The sequence below is a fragment of the Amycolatopsis eburnea genome (assembly GCF_003937945.1).
Classification (GTDB): domain Bacteria; phylum Actinomycetota; class Actinomycetes; order Mycobacteriales; family Pseudonocardiaceae; genus Amycolatopsis; species Amycolatopsis eburnea.
In genome coordinates this window covers 1-15652 of record NZ_RSEC01000063.1, presented here as the reverse complement: position 1 = coordinate 15652, position 15652 = coordinate 1, and the positions used below count along the sequence as shown (strand labels likewise).

11 protein-coding genes and 1 pseudogene are annotated in these 15652 nt (G+C 72.4%); 6 read left to right on the top strand and 6 right to left on the bottom strand.

Going from position 1 to position 15652, the window contains the following annotated elements:
* Positions 1–358 precede the first annotated feature (358 nt).
* Both EIY87_RS43950 and EIY87_RS43945 read right to left on the bottom strand, forming a co-directional pair.
* On the bottom strand, positions 359–1531 hold the full coding sequence (locus EIY87_RS43950) for an ROK family transcriptional regulator (RefSeq protein WP_191984519.1): 1173 nt from the start codon (positions 1529–1531) through the stop codon (positions 359–361).
* Positions 1532–1571: 40 nt separating this feature from the next.
* Complete coding sequence (locus tag EIY87_RS43945) at positions 1572–2747, bottom strand: MFS transporter (protein WP_125315971.1); 1176 nt, start codon at positions 2745–2747, stop codon at positions 1572–1574.
* 71 nt (positions 2748–2818) lie between these two features.
* Here EIY87_RS43945 and EIY87_RS43940 point away from each other — a divergent pair, with 71 nt between their 5' ends.
* Complete coding sequence (locus EIY87_RS43940) at positions 2819–3268, top strand: winged helix-turn-helix transcriptional regulator (protein WP_125315969.1); 450 nt, start codon at positions 2819–2821, stop codon at positions 3266–3268.
* Here the strand turns inward: EIY87_RS43940 and EIY87_RS43935 are convergent.
* Both EIY87_RS43935 and EIY87_RS49215 read right to left on the bottom strand, forming a co-directional pair.
* Positions 3261–4220 carry a glycine betaine ABC transporter substrate-binding protein gene (locus EIY87_RS43935; protein WP_125315968.1) on the bottom strand — a complete coding sequence of 320 codons (960 nt, stop codon included), beginning with the start codon at positions 4218–4220 and terminating at the stop codon, positions 3261–3263. The two genes, EIY87_RS43940 and EIY87_RS43935, sit on opposite strands and share 8 nt — an antisense overlap.
* 9 nt (positions 4221–4229) lie before the next feature.
* Complete coding sequence (locus EIY87_RS49215) at positions 4230–6752, bottom strand: ABC transporter permease subunit (RefSeq protein ID WP_318531925.1); 2523 nt, start codon at positions 6750–6752, stop codon at positions 4230–4232.
* Between the two features lie 110 nt (positions 6753–6862).
* Here EIY87_RS49215 and EIY87_RS43925 point away from each other — a divergent pair, with 110 nt between their 5' ends.
* Complete coding sequence (locus EIY87_RS43925) at positions 6863–7393, top strand: hypothetical protein (RefSeq protein WP_225440401.1); 531 nt, start codon at positions 6863–6865, stop codon at positions 7391–7393.
* Here EIY87_RS43925 and EIY87_RS43920 read toward each other — a convergent pair.
* Complete coding sequence (locus tag EIY87_RS43920; RefSeq protein WP_125315966.1) at positions 7291–8706, bottom strand: purple acid phosphatase family protein; 1416 nt, start codon at positions 8704–8706, stop codon at positions 7291–7293. The two genes, EIY87_RS43925 and EIY87_RS43920, sit on opposite strands and share 103 nt — an antisense overlap.
* A gap of 14 nt (positions 8707–8720) precedes the next feature.
* On the bottom strand, positions 8721–10301 hold the full coding sequence (locus tag EIY87_RS43915) for a purple acid phosphatase family protein (protein ID WP_125315964.1): 1581 nt from the start codon (positions 10299–10301) through the stop codon (positions 8721–8723).
* Positions 10302–10458: 157 nt separating this feature from the next.
* On the opposite strand from EIY87_RS43915, the gene EIY87_RS43910 reads away from it, so the two are divergent.
* The 4 genes and pseudogenes from EIY87_RS43910 to EIY87_RS43895 all read left to right on the top strand — a co-directional run.
* The gene (locus EIY87_RS43910) at positions 10459–11442 is read left to right on the top strand and encodes an esterase-like activity of phytase family protein (RefSeq protein ID WP_125315962.1); all 984 of its coding nucleotides are present in this window, start codon (positions 10459–10461) and stop codon (positions 11440–11442) included.
* Positions 11443–11501: 59 nt separating this feature from the next.
* A complete protein-coding gene (locus EIY87_RS43905) occupies positions 11502–12077 on the top strand; it encodes a TetR/AcrR family transcriptional regulator (RefSeq protein ID WP_125315960.1) in 576 nt (191 codons plus the stop codon).
* Entirely contained in the window at positions 12074–13237 is a 1164-nt protein-coding gene (locus EIY87_RS43900; RefSeq protein ID WP_125315958.1) for an NADH:flavin oxidoreductase, read from the top strand. The genes EIY87_RS43905 and EIY87_RS43900 overlap by 4 nt, the downstream gene beginning before the upstream one ends.
* Positions 13238–13324: 87 nt before the next feature.
* Positions 13325–15652, top strand: a pseudogene (locus EIY87_RS43895) (hypothetical protein); the annotation flags it as partial.

Here is a 15652-nt window from a genome sequence, read left to right as displayed (position 1 = left end):
TGCCCCCAACTTGTGCTGCCTGCTGAACGGACTTTGTCGCTCAGGCAGCGAAAGTAGGGTGGCGCGCATCACTCGTCAAGGTGATGGAGGCGCTCTATGCCCGGTTTTCACCCGGATAGACGTGCGAAACCGGACAGACTTTCGTACTTTCGATGCGAAAGTCTGTCCGATCCTGACATTACTGCCCGGGGTTGCTCAGCAACCGACCGTGAGTCAAGCCCCAGGATCGCCCCCGACGGCAGCACGGCCGATCCACCCATCCGCGATGTCATGAAAGAGTCGTTCACCTCGCCAGACGACATGAACGACCCTTTCATGACATTTCCGGACGGGCGGCGCGCACCGGGCCGGGCCGCGGTCAGCTGCTCAGCGTGAAGGCCCGGTCCGTCGCCGACCACGCGGCTCCGATCACGCCCGCCGTCTCGCCCAGTTCGGACAGCACGATCGGCAGGTTGCCCGTCGCCAGCGGGAGCGAACGCCGGTACACCGCGCTGCGGACCTCCGCCAGCAGCTGGTGGCCGAGCTGGGCGACCCCGCCGCCGATCACGACCATGCCCGGGTTGATGAAGCAGACCAGCGAGGCGATGACCTGGCCGAGCCGCCTGCCGCCGTCGCGGATGAGGTTGACCGCGCCGAAGTCGCCCGCCGCCGCCGCGCGGCCGACGTCGCGGGCGGTGACCGCGCCGCCGTCCGCGGCCACCTCGGCCAGGTGGGCCGAGCGGCCGCTGCGGGCCAGCGCCAGCCCGTCGCGGGCCAGCGCGGCGCCGCCGAAGTAGGCCTCCAGGCAGCCCACCTCGCCGCACGCGCAGGTCGGGCCGAAGTCGTCGAGGCGGATGTGCCCGATGTCGCCCGCCGTGCCCGCGACGCCGCGGTACACCTTGCCGCCGAGCACGATGCCGCAGCCGATCCCGGTGCCGATCTTGACGAACATCAGGTCGTCGGTCGAGCGCGCGACGCCGGCGTGCCGCTCGCCGAGCGCCATCGCGTTGACGTCGTTGTCCACCGCGACCGGGCAGCCCCACAGCCCGCCGAGGTGGTCGCGCACGTTGAACCGGTCCCACCCGGGCATGATCGGCGGCGCGACGGCCATGCCCTCGGCGAAGCTGACCGGCCCCGGCAACCCGATCCCGGCGGCGACCAGCCGCCCGGGCGCCTCCTCGCGCACCTTGTCGGCGAGCGCGGCGACCCGCCGCAGCACCGGGTGCGGCCCCTGCCGCACGTCGCAGTCCTCGACGGCGTGCGCGAGCACCTCGCACGAGGCGTCGGTGACCGCCACCCCGACCGACGTCGCGCCGACGTCGACGGCGAGCACCCGCAGCTCCCCGGACAGCCGCACCAGCGTCGAGCGCCGCCCACCCCGGCTGGCCGACGGCCCCGCAGCCTCGACCAGCCCGACCTCGGCGAGCCGGGCCACCTCGGCCCCCACCCGGGCCCGCGGCAGCTCGAGCCGCTCCCCCAGTTCGACCCGTGACATCGGGCCCTCGTCCCGCAGCAGGGTGAGCAACCGGGTCTGGTGCCGGGTTTCGACCATCGAGTGCTCCGTGCCGGATACCGCGCTCATTCGCCTCAGCCTACTGCGTCGGGGCGCGAACCACGCCGCGTCCCGAGTGGACAGTCGCCGCCCACGTCACCAAAGCGCCCAGCGCGAACGCCGCGCCCAGCAGGGCGGACCCCAGCCAGCCCGCCGCCTCGAACGACGCCGTCGTCGTGGCGGCCCCGAGCGCGGAACCGAGCGAATAGAAGACCATGTACCCGCCGATCGCGCTGCTGGTGCGCCCGGGGAAGGCGGCGGTCAGGACGTGCTGGTTGCCGACGTGCACGACCTGGACGGCGAAGTCCAGCACGACCACGCCGAGCACCAGCAGCGGCAGCGACCGGCCGAGCTGCCCGGTCGCGGCCCACGAGCACACCAGCAGCACGAGCGCGAGACCCGCCACCCGGCGCGCGTGCCCGGCGTCGGCCCAGCGGCCGGCCCGGGCGGCGCCGAGGGCACCCGCCAGCCCGGCGAGGCCGAACAGCCCGATCGCCGTTTCGCCCAGGTGCCACGGCGCCGCGGCCAGGGGCAGCGCCAGGCCGCTCCAGAGGGTGCCGAAGGACGCGAAGAGGAAGAACGCGATGAGCCCGCGGCCGAGGAAGACCGGCTGGGTGAACAGACCGGCCAGCGACCGGAGCAGCGGCCCGTACCGCCCGGTGCGGACGCGCTCGTCGGCCGGCAGCACGGCGAGGCTCAGCGCGCCGAGCGCGGCAGCGAGCACGGCCAGCGTGAGGTAACTGCCGCGCCAGCCCCACAGGTCGGCCAGCGCGCCGGTGGCGATGCGCGCGCCGAGGATGCCCACCACCACGCCGGACGTCACGACGCCGAGGTTGCGGCCCCGCTCGCCGGCCGGGGACAGCTCCGCCGCGTACGCGACCGCCGTCTGCACCACGACCGCGAACGAGCCCGCCGCGGCCAGCCCGGCGAACGCCACCCAGGCGGCCGGCGCGGCCGCGGTGAGCGCCAGGCCGGCCGCTTCCAGTCCCAAGTGGACGGCGAGCAGCCGTCGCCGGTCGAGCAGGTCTCCCAGCGGCACCAGCAGGACCAGCCCGGCGAGGTAGCCGAGCTGGCCGGCGGCGACGAACCAGCCGGCCGCGTTCCGGGCGACGCCGAGGTCGTCCCCCATCGGGCCCAGGACCGGCTGTCCCGCGTAGACCCCGGCGACCGCCACCCCGCACACGACCGCCAGCAGCAGCCTCGTTCCCCGTCCCATGACCCCTCCGCACTTGGTTGCGTTTTGCAACTCTTCGCAGAGTAGGTCAGAATGGTTTCGATCAGCAACTCATGGAGGACGTGGTGGAAGCGAGCTGGACCGACCCGGAGTGCCCGGTCGCCCGCGCGGCCGATCTGGTCGGGGACCGCTGGAGCCTGCTGATCATCCGCGACGCGATGGACGGCGCCCGCTCGTTCACCGACTTCCAGCAGCGCACGGGCATCGCGCGCAACATCCTCACCGACCGGCTCCGCAAGCTCACCGCGCACGGCCTGCTCGAGCACGTCGAAGCGCCGACGGGCAAACGCCGCCGCTACGCCCTCACCGACGCGGGCAAGGACCTCTTCCCCGTGGTCGTCACGCTCCGGCAGTGGGGCGAGCGGCACGCCTTCGAGCCGGGCGAACCGCGTTCGGTCCTGGTCGACGCGCACGGCGCCGTCGTCCCGGACGTCGTGCCCGCGGCCGCTGACGGGACCACGCTGACCAGCGACACGACGTCCGTGCTGAAGGCGCCTAGCTGATGAAACCCGCCGACTTCAGCCAGTCGCGGGCCACCTCCGCCGGCTTCTGGCCGTCGACGCTCACCTTCTTGTTCAGCTCGGTCAGCGTCGGCGTGTCCAGCTTCGCCGCGATCGGGGTGAAGACCTGCTCCAGCTGCGGGTACTTCTGCGCCACCGCGGACGCGATCGAGATAGCCGGGTTGTACGTCGGGAAGAAGTGCTTGTCGTCTTCGAGCACGACGAGCTTCTGCCCCGCCACGCGGCCGTCCGTCGTGGCGACCTCGCCGAAGCCGCAGGTGTCGCCCTTGCCGACCGTCGGGTAGATGACCGCGTCGTTGAGCAGGTGCTCCTGCGGGGCGGGCAGGTCGAACCCGTACGTCTTCTCCAGGCCCGGGAAGCCGTCGTCGCGGCTCTTGAACTCCGGGCCGATGCACGTCGACGCCGCCGCCGGGTCGCGCTTCACCAGTGCCGCGTAGTCCGAGAGCGTCTTGACGCCGGTGCGCGCGATCGCCGCCGGGTTGCCGGCCAGCGCGTAGGTGTCGTTGGCAGGCGAGCGGGCCCACCAGGTGACGTTGTTGGCGGCGTCGGCCTGCTTGACCGCGTCGTACTGCGCCTGCGGGTCGGCGATCGGCTTGGTCTGCTTCAGGTAGCTGATCCACGCGGTGCCGGTGTACTCCCAATAGAGATCGACCGCGCCGCTGGTGAGCGCCTGGCGGACGTTGCTCGAGCCGGTGATGTTGGTCTTGTCCTGCGGGCTCGCGCCGGCCGCCTGCAGCGCGACGACGGCGATCTGGCCCAGCAGCAGCTGTTCGTCGAACTCCTTGGAGCTGACCCGGATCTGCGCCCCGCTCAGTGCGTCGATCTTCTTGATGGACCCTTCGCCCACCTGGGCGCCGGACTGGTCCTTGCCGATCGTGCAGCCGGCGGCGAGCACCACGACGAGTGCGGAAACGGCGGCGATCGTGCGGCGCATGGTGTCCTCCTAGGGTTGGGTTCCGCGCGGGTGCAGGACTTCCTCGGCCAGCAGGCCCAGCCAGTCGGCGAAGAGCGCCAGCGCGGCGACGACGATGCCGAAGGTCAGGCTCAGCAGCGGGCGGTACAGCCCGATCCCGGCGACCAGCCCGCCGCCGAGGCCGCCGCCGTCGATGAACGTCGCCAGCGTCGCGCTCGCGACGGTGAGCACCAGCGCCGTCCGGATCCCGGCGAGGATCACCGGGACCGCCAGCGGGAGTTCGATCCGCCAGAGGATCGCCGTCTTCGTCATGCCCATGCCGCGCGCGGCGTCCACGAGCGTCGGGTCGACGCCGTCGAGCCCGACGATCGTGTTGCGCAGCACCGGCAACGTGGCGTAGACGACCAGCGCCGTCACCGCCGTCGTGGTGCCGGTGCCGATCCACAGCGCGAGCAGGACGACGAGCCCGATCGACGGGATCGCCTGGCCGAGGTTGCCCAGCCCGAGCCCGATCGGCCGGGCCCACCGCGACCCGGCGCGGGTGAGCAGGATGCCCAGCGGGAGCGCGATCGCGATGGTGCAGACCGTGGAGATCAGCGTCAGCCGCAGGTGCGCGCCGAGTTCGGCGAAGATCTCGTTCGCGTTGAGGTAGCGCTGCTCGATCGAGTCGATGGGCTGCGCGCGCACGATCAGGAACACCGCCAGCAGCGCGAGGGCGAGCAGCACCGGGCGCACCAGCAGGCCGAGCCGGCGCCGCCGTGGCCGCTTCGCCGCCTGCGAGGCCGGTTCGGGCGCCGGCGCGGCCGCGGGCGGCGGCTCGGCGGCGGGCTCGAGCGCCGCGACCAGGCGTGCGACGTCGCAGACACCCCGCACGGCACCGCCTTCGGTCACCGAGACCGCGGTGCGGCCGGTGCGAACCATCGTGTCCAGCACGTCCCGCAGCGTCGCCGTGGCGGCGATCGAGGGCAACCCGTCCGCCGCCGGCCCGAGCGGCACGTCCGCCACCGGGATCAGCGCGAGCCGCTTCAGGTTCCGCTTCGAACCGGCGAACGCCGAGACGTAGTCGTCGGCCGGCGCAGCCAGGATCGCCTGGGGCGTGTCGTACTGCGCGAGCACCGACCGCGGCCGCAGCACCGCGATCCGGTCACCGAGCTTGAGGGCCTCGTCGAAGTCGTGCGTGACGAACACGATCGTCTTGCGCACCTGCTTCTGCAGCCGCAGGAGCTCGTCCTGCAGCCGGGCGCGCGTGATCGGGTCGGTGGCGCCGAACGGCTCGTCCATCAGCAGCACCTGCGGGTCCGCCGCCATCGCCCGCGCCACGCCGACGCGCTGCTGCTGGCCGCCGGAGAGCTCACGCGGGTAGCGCCGGCCGTGCTCGCGGGTCAGCCCGACGACGTCGAGCAGTTCGCGCACGCGGCCGGCGACGCGCTGCCGCGTCCAGCCGAGCACCCGCGGCACCACGCCGATGTTGGCGTCCACCCGCAGGTGCGGGAAGAGCCCGACCTGCTGGATGACGTACCCGGTGTGGCGCCGGTGCTCGTCGAGGTCGAGCTCGGCCACATCGGTGCCGCCGAGCGTGACGACCCCCGACGTGGGCTCGACGAGCCGGTTGATCATCCGCATGGTCGTCGTCTTGCCGCAGCCCGACGGGCCGGTCAGCACGACGATCTCGCCCGCCGGGATCGTCAGCGAGAGGTTGTCGACCGCGGGCACCGCCTGGCCGGGGTAGTGCTTGCTGACCCCGCGCAGCTCGATCGTCTCGCCGCCGGCGCCGGTCGGCTCCCCCGGCGCGCCTTCGAGGCGGGTGCGCGGGCGCCGCCACGCCGTCAGCTTGCCGACGACGACGTAGGCCAGGTCGAACAGCAGCGCCAGCACTATGATCCCGACCGTCCCGGTCAGCACCTGGTTGAGCGAGTTGACCGAGCCGAACCGGCCGAGCCCGTCGAAGATCTCGTTGCCGAGGCCGGGCCCCTTGACGTAGGCGCCGATGGCCGCGATCCCGATGGTGATCTGCGTCGACACCCGGATGCCGGACAGGATCACCGGCCACGCCAGCGGCAGCCGCACCCGCCACAGCACCCGCACCCGGCCGAGCCCCATCCCGTGCGCGGCGTCGACGACGGCCGGATCGACCCCGCGCAGCCCGACGATCGTGTTGCGCGTGATCGGCAGCAGCGCGTAGAGCACCAGCGCGAACAGGACGTTCGTCAGCCCGAGCCCGAACGGCCCGATCAGGATGCCGAGCAGCGCGATCGACGGGATGGTGAGGAAGGCCGCGGTCGTCGTGGTGGCGAGCGAGCCGAGCCAGCGCCGCCGGTAGGTGAGCACGCCGATCGTGGTCCCGATCAGCACGGCCAGCGCGACCGCCGCGAGGGTGAGGTCCACGTGCAGGATGGCGTCGTTGACGACGTCGATCCAGTTCTCGCGGAGGTACTCCCACCAGCTCAGGGCTTCGCTCCTCGACGTCGCGGTCGGTGATTCACCGGCCGCGTCCGGAGTGCGGCCGGGTCCCAGCCCAGCACGCCGACGGGTGTCCTGTCCACCGCCCGGCACCCCTAACCGGCCGGCGATCGTCGTGCGATGCGGTACATCGGCCGAAAGAACGAGGTCGGCTGTCCCTTCGGCCGAGGTGCTCGCTCGCGCGCTCCCCTAGCTTCACGACCATGGAGTTCAAGCGCGTCGGGGTGGCCGTGGCCACCGCCGTCGCCGTGGCGGTCGGCATCGGGGCGACGGTGCTGGCCACCGCCTCCGACCCCGTCGCGCCCGAGGTCGTCAGCGCGACCCCGGCCGAAGCCGGGCACGAGAACGAGGGCAAGTACACCACCGGGGACTACGTGCTGACCGTGCACGAACTGGACGACGACGGCGACGGCACGAGCACCGCCATCGGGCCGCACACCACGTACTACTCGAAGACGCTGCACGGGACCGGAACCCGCGCGAACACCGTCGTCAAGTTCTCGTCCGGCAGCGACCGCGACGCGCCGGTCGTGTTCAGCTACCCCGCTCCCGCTCCCGGCCGGGCCATCGACTGCGTCGCGTCCGGCACCGAAGCGTCGCCGGTCGTGCGGTGCGAAACGAAGCCGTGGGTTCAGCCGCGCCGCAGCACCACCTCGTCGACCTGGTCACCGGCTTCGCCGAGCGCGCGCACGGTGAGCTGCCCCGGGACGACGTCGACCGCCACCAGGCCGTAGCCGCGGTAGCGGACCCGCGACCACGTCACCGCTGTGTCCGTCGGCGTTTTGCTGCCCTTCTTGTACGACTTCATCGTGGCGGTGACGTCGTTGACGTGACCCAGGTAGCTCTCGGGTGCCTTCTTGTAGAACGCGTCGAGGGCCTGCCCGCCGCCCCCGGCGGTGATGTAGGTCGTGCCGTCGGCCGCCGGGTTCACCACCCCGGTCTTCTTCGTGCCCTTCCCCGCCTTGATCGGGTCGGTGCGCTCGTAGAGCCGGTTGTGCGCGGTCAGCACCAGGTCGACGCCGTGCTTGTCGAACAGCGGCGCCCACTTCTCCTGCGCGCCGCGCTCGGCGCCATAGCGGTCGCCGGTGCTGTAGACGGAGTGGCTGCAGTAGACCACGACGAACTCGACGGCCGGGTCGGCGCGGAACCGCCCGAGCTGCGCGTCGATCCACTTGAGCTGCTTGCCCGCCGTGTAGTCGAGCTTGGCCGGGAAGCGGTAGCAGACCTCGCCGGAGTCGAGGCTCAGGAACCCGACGTTGTGGTAGCGCCACGCGTAGATCCCGGTGGAGCCGCTCCACGCGTTGTCCGGCATGGTGAAGCGCGCCCGCACGCCGCCGTTCCCGGTGCTGTCGTAGAACTTCTCGTACTCGCGGTGGCCTAGGGTGATCATCCACGGGATCCCGGACGCGACCACGTCGTTCTGCGCGAAGAAGGAGTCCCACTTCCGCGCGTCGTATTCGAAGTCCTCCGACGTGGGCTTGTCCTCGGGCTCGTGCATCGCGTAGCTCAGGTCGCCGAGTGCCAGGTGGAACGCCGGGGCGAGGTCCGCGATCCGGCTCGCGCCGTTGATCGCGTTGTAGCCGAGGCCTTGGTCCCCGGCCGCGGTGAAGGTGAACGCGCCGGAAGCGCCTGCCGTGCGGAAGGTCGCGACCTCGCCGAGCCGGTCCGCGGCCACGGGGTCGTAGCCCGCGTGCCCGAGCACGTAGTGGTAGGTCGTGTCCGGCGTCAGCCCGGTCAGCTTGGCGTGCAGGAAGTACTGCGTGTACGTGGCCGGCGCGTGCGGCGGGAAGTCGTGCTCCTCCGGGTGCTGCCAGGACAGCTTGCTTTCCAGCGGCCGCACTTCGGCGGCGACGGGCGCCCCCAGCGTCGACGGCGAGGTGCCGAAGCGGACGTACGGCCCGGTCACCTTGCCGGGCACCTGCCAGGACACCGTGACCTGGGTGGCCGGGTCCGCGCCGAACGCCAGGTGCCTGCCGAACGGCCGCAGCGCCGGGCCGGCCGGTGCCGCGGCGCCGAACAGCGCGCGCCGGGAGAGGTTCGTGGTCATCGCGTGTCCTCCGGTCAGCCGCGGCGGATGGTCAGGTCGTCGACGAGGACGTTGTCTTCGGTGAGCGCCCGCACCTTCAACTGGCCGGGCTTCCCACCGGCCGCCGGGGTGACGTCGACGTGCACCAGGCTGTAGCCGCGGAAGCGCACCCGCGACCAGGTGACCTTCTTCGAGTGCCCGCCGCCGTCTTCGTCGTCCCACCGCATGGTGGCCGTGGCGTCGTGGACGTGCCCGATGTAGGAGTCACCGGCGGACTCGTCGATCCAGTCGTTGATGCTCTCGCCGCCACCGCCCGCGGTGATGTAGGTGACGCCGTCGGTCCTGGAGTTCACCGTGCCGCCGGGTGCGACCTTCTTCGTGCCCTTGCCCGCCTTGATCGGGTCGGTGCGTTCGTAGAGGTGGTTGTGCCCGTTGAGGACCAGGTCCACCTGGTACTGGTCGAACAGCGGCGCCCACTTCTGCTGCGCGCCGAGTTCGGCGCCGTTCGCGTCCGACGTCGAGTAGGTGCACTGGTGGCAGTAGACGACGATGAACTCGATCGTCGGGTCGTCCCGGAACTGCGCGAGCCGGCTCTTCAGCCAGGCGGTCTGCTTGCCCTCGGTGTAATCCAGGTTGGACGGGCTGTTGTAGCAGATGTCGTTGCCGTCCAAGCTGATCAGGCCGACGTTCTGGTAGCGCCACGAGTAGATGCACGTCGAGCCGGCCCACGCGTTGTCCGGCATGGTGAACCGGGCGCGCATGCCGGCGTAGCCGTGGTCGTCGTACCAGCCCTCCATCTCGTGGTTGCCGATCGCGACCATCCACGGGATCCCGGCCGCGACGAGCTCGTTCTGGGCGAAGAACGAGTCCCACTTGCGGGCGTCGTACTTGTCTTCGTCCGGGTGCCCGCCTTCGCCGTTGAGCGCGTAGCTGAGGTCCCCCATCGCGAGGTGGAACCGCGGGCCGAGATCGGCGATCAGGCTGTTGGTGGCGAGCGCGTTGTAGCCGACGCCCTGGTCGCCGAACGCGGTGAAGGAGAACCCTTCGGTGCGGCCCGCGGCGGGCGCGGTGCGGAAGGTGCCGACCTCGCCGGGCCTGCCGCTGGTCGCCGGGTCGTAACCCTGGTGGCCGACGACGTAGTAGTAGGTCGTGTTCGGCACCAGGTTGTCGAGCTTGACGTGGTGGTAGTACTGCGTGATCGTGGACGGGCTGTGCGGGGAGAAGGTGTGCGTCGCGGTCTGCCAGGACAGGTCGCTCTTCAGCGCACGCACCTCGGCGGGCACGGTCGCGCCGTAATCCCCTTCGACCGTGCCGATCCGCAGGTAGGGCGCGGTCACCTGAGCCGGTGTCTGCCAGGAGACGACGACCTGCCGCGAGGCGTCGGCGCCGTAGGCGAGGTGCCTGCCGAAGGGCCGCAACGCCGAGCCCGGCACGGTTTCCGCGCGCAGCAGCACCGACGGTCCCCGCGGGACCGGGGGCGCCGCCTCGGCGGTTCCGGGCAGCAGGAGGCGCCCGGCGGCCAGCGCGGCACCGCCGGCCGCGGCACCGCGGAACACGGTGCGCCTGGTGTGCTTCCGGACGTTGTGGTCGTACCACTCGGCGAGCCGCAGTTCCATGCGCTCAAGTTAAGAAACTTTCCTAACTACGTCAAGAGCACGCCTGGACACCGACGGTTGCCGCGAGTCGATCAAGTCGGTACAGTCCGGCTTGCCGGGGAAATCCCTGGCACCGCCGCGTTGTTTCGCCCGAGCCCGATGGCCCCAAGGAGCACACGTGCGCGTCTTCCGCCGGTTCACGGCACCCGCGATCCTCTTCTCGGCACTGCTCGCCGCCCCGGTCGGCACCGCGCAGGCCGCCACCGCGAAGTGGCCCGGCGACCCGGCCGTCGCGGTCGCCGACGCAGCCGGCTTCTTCGGCGAAAACCTCAGCGGGCTCTCGTTCGCGGGCGCCGACGTGCTGTGGGCAGTGAAGAACGGCCCGGGCACGCTGTACCGGCTCGTCCGCACCGGCTCGACGTGGGGCCCGGACCCGGCGAACGGCTGGTCGTCCGGGAAGGCCCTGCACTACCGCGACGGCAGCGGCGACCCGGACACCGAAGGCGTGGTGGCCACCCCCGACGGCGTCTTCGCCGCGACCGAGCGCGACAACGACGGTGACGGCAGCATGCTGAAGGTGCTGCGGTTCGACACGACGTCCTCGGCCAAGTCACTGAACGCGGTCGCCGAATGGGACCTCACCGACGATCTGCCCGCCGTCGACGACAACGGCGGCTTCGAGGCCATCACCTGGGTCCCGGACGCGTTCCTGACCGCGGGCGGCTTCCTCGACGAGCACCGGAAGGCGCCGTACGACCCGGCCGCGTACCCCGGGCACGGCACCGGCCTCTACTTCGTCGGGCTCGAGGACACCGGCAAGGTCTACGCGTACGCGCTCGACCAGTCCGGCGGCGGGTTCACCAAGGTGGCGACCATTTCGTCCGGGTTCCCGAAGATCATGGAGCTGGAGTTCGAGCCGGCCACCGGCCGCCTCTGGTCGGTCTGCGACGACACCTGCTCGGGCAAGACGGCGACGCTGAAGCTCACCGGCGGCAAGTTCACCGTCGCGGCGACCTACGCGCGGCCGTCGAAGATGCCGAACTACAACAACGAAGGCTTCGCGATCGCGCCGTCGTGCTCGGCCGGTCGCAAGGCGGTCGTGTGGGCCGACGACGGCAACGACGGGGACCACGCACTGCGGTCCGGTGCGCTGAGCTGCTGACTCAATCACTGATTGAATCACTGCTTGAAAGCTCGCGCTCCCGGTGGTCTACTCGTCGGATGGACCCGACACCCGACCGGCTGCTGGCCGCCGCCGAACGGCTGCTGCTGGCGGGCGACTACGACAGCGTGTCCGTACGGGCGATCTGCACGGCGGCCGGGCTCAACCCGGCCGCCGTGCACTACCACTTCGGCTCGAAGGACGCGCTGGTCGCGGCGATGCTGGAGGACCGGCTCGCCCCCGTGTGGCGCGGCCTGCTCGACGACCTCGAGCGGCGGCGGAGCGAGGGCTGGGTGCCGGCCGCGGCGGACCTGGCCGACGCCGTACTGGCGCCGCTGGCCGGGCTGGCCGCCGACCCGGTCGGCCGCCTCCGGCTGCACCTGCTCGCCCGCGTGCTGCTCTCGGGGCAGCGGATGCACTGGCGGTCACCCTGGTTCAGCCTGGACCCGTGGGCCGAGCTGCTGCGCGCCGCCCGGCCGGACCTGAGCGGCGAGCAGGCGACCACGCGCTGGGTCCTGGCCTTCCAGCTGCTGCTCCAGGTGTTCGGGCAGCCGGCCGCGCCCGCGCCGGCCGAGCCGCGGCTGCCGCTCGACGCCGTCCGTTCGTTCGTCACGGCCGGGCTGGACGCGCCGTGACGCCGCCCGACGTGTTCGCCCCGGCCCGGCTCGGCCCGGTCCGGCTGCGCAACCGGGTGATCAAGGCCGCCACGTTCGAAGGCCGGACGCCGGACGCGCTCGTCACCGACGAGCTGATCGAGTACCACCGCCGTCCCGCCCGCGGCGGCGTCGGCATGACGACGCTGGCGTACTGCGCGGTGTCGCCCGAGGGCCGCACGGACCGCCACCAGATCTGGATGCGACCCGACGCGGTACCCGGGCTGCGCCGGTTCACCGCCGCGATCCACGCCGAGGGCGCGGCGGCCTGCGCGCAGATCGGGCACGCCGGGCCGGTGGCGAACGCGGCGTCGAACCGCCTCCCGGCGCTGTCCCCGACCCGCCGGTTCAGCCCGCTCGGCATGCGGCTGACGCGCGCAGCCACCGCCGCGGACCTGGACCGGATCGTCGAAGCCCACGCGAGTGCGGCCCGTACGGCCGAGGAAGCCGGCTTCGACGCCGTGGAAGTCCACTTCGGACACAACTACCTGGTCAGCGCGTTCCTCAGCCCGCGGCTCAACCACCGCACCGACGGCTTCGGCGGCAGCCTCGCGAACCGGGCCCGGCTGGCGCGCGAAGTCGCCCGCGCGGTGCGCGACGCGGTCGGCGACCGGCTCGCGATCACCGCCAAGCTGAACATGGACGACGGCGTCCCCGGCGGCTTCTGGCTGGACGAAAGCCTCGAAGTCGCCCGATGGCTGGAGGCGGACGGCAGCGTCGACGCGCTGGAGCTCACCGCGGGCAGTTCGCTGCTCAACCCGATGTACCTGTTCACCGGCGACGCGCCGGTGCGGGAGTTCGCGGCCCGCTTCCCGCAACCAGCCCGCCTGGGCCTGCGCCTCGGCGGCCGGTTCTTCCTGCGCGAGTACCCGTTCCGCGAGGCCTACCTGCTCGACCGCGCCCGCCAGTTCCGCGCGGCGCTGCGCCTGCCGCTGATCCTGCTCGGCGGGATCACGACGGTGGAGACCATGAACCTGGCGATGGCCGAGGGCTTCGCGTTCGTCGCGCTGGCCCGCGCCCTGCTGCGCGAACCGGACCTGGTCAACCGCATGCGGGCGGACGCGAGCACGCGTTCCCTGTGCGTCCACTGCAACCGCTGCATGCCCACGATCTACGGCGGCACGCACTGCGTCCTGGCCTGACCCCCTGCGCCGATCGGCCCAATTCGCGGTCTTCCGGAACCCGGGTTTCCCTGCGCGCGTCACTATGAAGACGTCAAGGGGGGTGCGATGCCGGAGGGGAACCCGCTCGTCGCGGAGTCGAAGCAGGACCCGGACGGCCCGGGCGCGTTCACCGCCGGCAACGGCGACTACGGCTGGGCCGGCGGCATCGGCATCGCCGAGTCGTCGATGGACGCCTTCAACGGCATCAAGGACGGTGACTGGGTCTCCGGCGGTCTCGGCATGCTGTCGCTGGCCGGGGAAATCGCCGGGGCGGCGATCGACCCGTTCGGGTACCTGATGTCGTCGGTGGCGTCGTTCCTGATGGAACACGTGCAGCCGTTGAAGGACATGCTCGACTCGGTGGCGGGCAACCCGCCGGTGATCCAGTCGTATGCCGACACGTGGGGCAACGTGTCCAAAGCGCTCGGGGAGCGCAAGACCGACTTCGACAACGCGGTCAAGAACGGCACCACCGGCTGGACCGGCGCGGGCGCGGACGCCTACCGCAAGTTCGCCGCGGAGCATTCCGAGGCGCTCTCGGGTGCGGCGACGGTGGCCGGGGCGATCAGCACGGTCACGATGATCATGGGCCAGGTCGTGTCGTTCGTCCGCGAGACGGTCCGGCAGCTGATCGCGGACCTGGTCGGCAAGCTGATCGCGTGGGTGATGGAGGAGGTCTTCTCCCTCGGTTTCGGCACCCCGGTGGTGGTCGCGCAGGCCTCGGCGGCGATCGCGAAGTGGGGCAAGAAGATCGGGGAGCTGCTGAAGAAGCTCACCGACACCATCCGGAAGGTGTCGCCGCTGCTGTCGAAGCTGGTCGACGTCTTCGAGAAGATCGCGAAGGTGTTCGGGAAGGTCCTGGGCAAGGTCTCCGGCCTGGACGGGTTGAAGGTCAAGGAAGGCGGCTTCGTCCACAAGATCCCCAAGGGGGAGGGTGGCGGGGTCCACACCCGCGCCCACGGCGGGGACGGGGACTCCCCGGACGGGGATGGCTCGCACTCCGGGGACGGCGAGGGTTCTCACTCCGGTGAGGGCGACGGGTCGCGGGGCGACTCGGGCGAGTCCGGCCGCGCGGACGGGGATTCGCCGAGTTCGGACCCGATGAACACCGATTCCGCGCCCGATGGAGGGTCCCGCCGCGGCTCGGACCGGGACAGCTCCTCCACCCACAGCGGGGACGATTCCCCCACGGCGCGCGGGGACGAGGCACCGGACGGCAGCCCCTCGACGGCGCGGTCGGACGAGGGCTCACCCACCCACGGCGGGGACAGCAGCGCCGACGGCACGCCCTCGCACACCGGGGACAGCGGTCCTTCGGCGACGCGTTCGCCGTCCCACTCGGGTGATTCGAGCCCCTCGGCGGCCCGCAGCAACGAACCCTCGCACACGGGTGACAGCAGCCCGTCGCACACCGGGGACAGCACGCCGTCGCGGGCGAGCGACAGCAACCCCTCACCCACCCGCGGGAGCGACAGCACCCCCTCGCACGGCGGGGACAGCAGCCCGTCACCCACCCGCAGCGGCGAGCCCGCCCACACCGGGGACAACACCCCCGCCCGGGCCAGCGACACCAGCCCCTCACCCACCCGCAGCAGCGAACCCGCCCACACCGGGGACAGCAGCCCCTCGCCCACCCGCGGCAGCGACAGCACGCCCTCCCACACCGGCGACTCCAGCCCCGCACCCACCCGCAGCAGCGAACCCGCCCACACCGGCGGGGACACCAGCCCGTCACCGACACGAGGCAGCGACAGCACCCCCACGCACTCCGGCTCCTCGCCCGCCGCACGGACCGACGGCTCGCACGCCGGGACCGACACCCCCAGCAGCGCCGCACCTCCCCGCGCCGACGGCACCACCTCCGCCAGCGGCACCGCACCCACCACACCCCGCACCACCGACCCCGGCACCGTCCCCGCACCCCGCACCGCCGACACCCCCGGCGTCCCGCCCCAGGGCGGGACGCCCATGACCGGCGGGATGCCACCCGGCGGCGCACCCGCCACCGGCGGTGGCGGGCTCGGCGGCGGCTCCCCGCGCACCGGTGGTGGCGGCGGCTGGACCGGCACCCCCGGCAGCCCCGGCGCGCACGTCGACACACCCGGACGTCCCCGCCCCGGCAGCGACCTGCCCGCAGGCCGTCCCCGCACGCCCGAGGCACCCGCCCCGGCCGCCCGCGGCGGCTACGGGCCCGGCACCCACGCACCCGACACCCCCGGCACCCGGCCCCGCCCCGACACCGGCACGCCCGACACCCGACCCGGCGGCAACGCCCCTGGCACCCGGCCCCGCCCCGACGGCGGCACGCCCGACATCCGACCCGACGGCCACACCCCCGCCACCCGCACACCCGGCGCCGACACCCCCGCCACCCGGCCCGGCACCCCCGGCCAC

What these genes read in the sequence shown, in the direction of transcription:
- EIY87_RS43935 (WP_125315968.1), bottom strand. Translation starts at nt 4,220, where the DNA reads ATGCGCCGCACGATCGCCGCCGTTTCCGCACTCGTCGTGGTGCTCGCC.
- EIY87_RS43905 (WP_125315960.1), top strand. Translation starts at nt 11,502, where the DNA reads ATGGACCCGACACCCGACCGGCTGCTGGCCGCCGCCGAACGGCTGCTG.
- EIY87_RS43945 (WP_125315971.1), bottom strand. Translation starts at nt 2,747, where the DNA reads ATGGGACGGGGAACGAGGCTGCTGCTGGCGGTCGTGTGCGGGGTGGCG.
- EIY87_RS43925 (WP_225440401.1), top strand. Translation starts at nt 6,863, where the DNA reads ATGGAGTTCAAGCGCGTCGGGGTGGCCGTGGCCACCGCCGTCGCCGTG.
- EIY87_RS43950 (WP_191984519.1), bottom strand. Translation starts at nt 1,531, where the DNA reads ATGGTCGAAACCCGGCACCAGACCCGGTTGCTCACCCTGCTGCGGGAC.
- EIY87_RS43915 (WP_125315964.1), bottom strand. Translation starts at nt 10,301, where the DNA reads ATGGAACTGCGGCTCGCCGAGTGGTACGACCACAACGTCCGGAAGCAC.
- EIY87_RS43940 (WP_125315969.1), top strand. Translation starts at nt 2,819, where the DNA reads ATGGAGGACGTGGTGGAAGCGAGCTGGACCGACCCGGAGTGCCCGGTC.
- EIY87_RS43920 (WP_125315966.1), bottom strand. Translation starts at nt 8,706, where the DNA reads ATGACCACGAACCTCTCCCGGCGCGCGCTGTTCGGCGCCGCGGCACCG.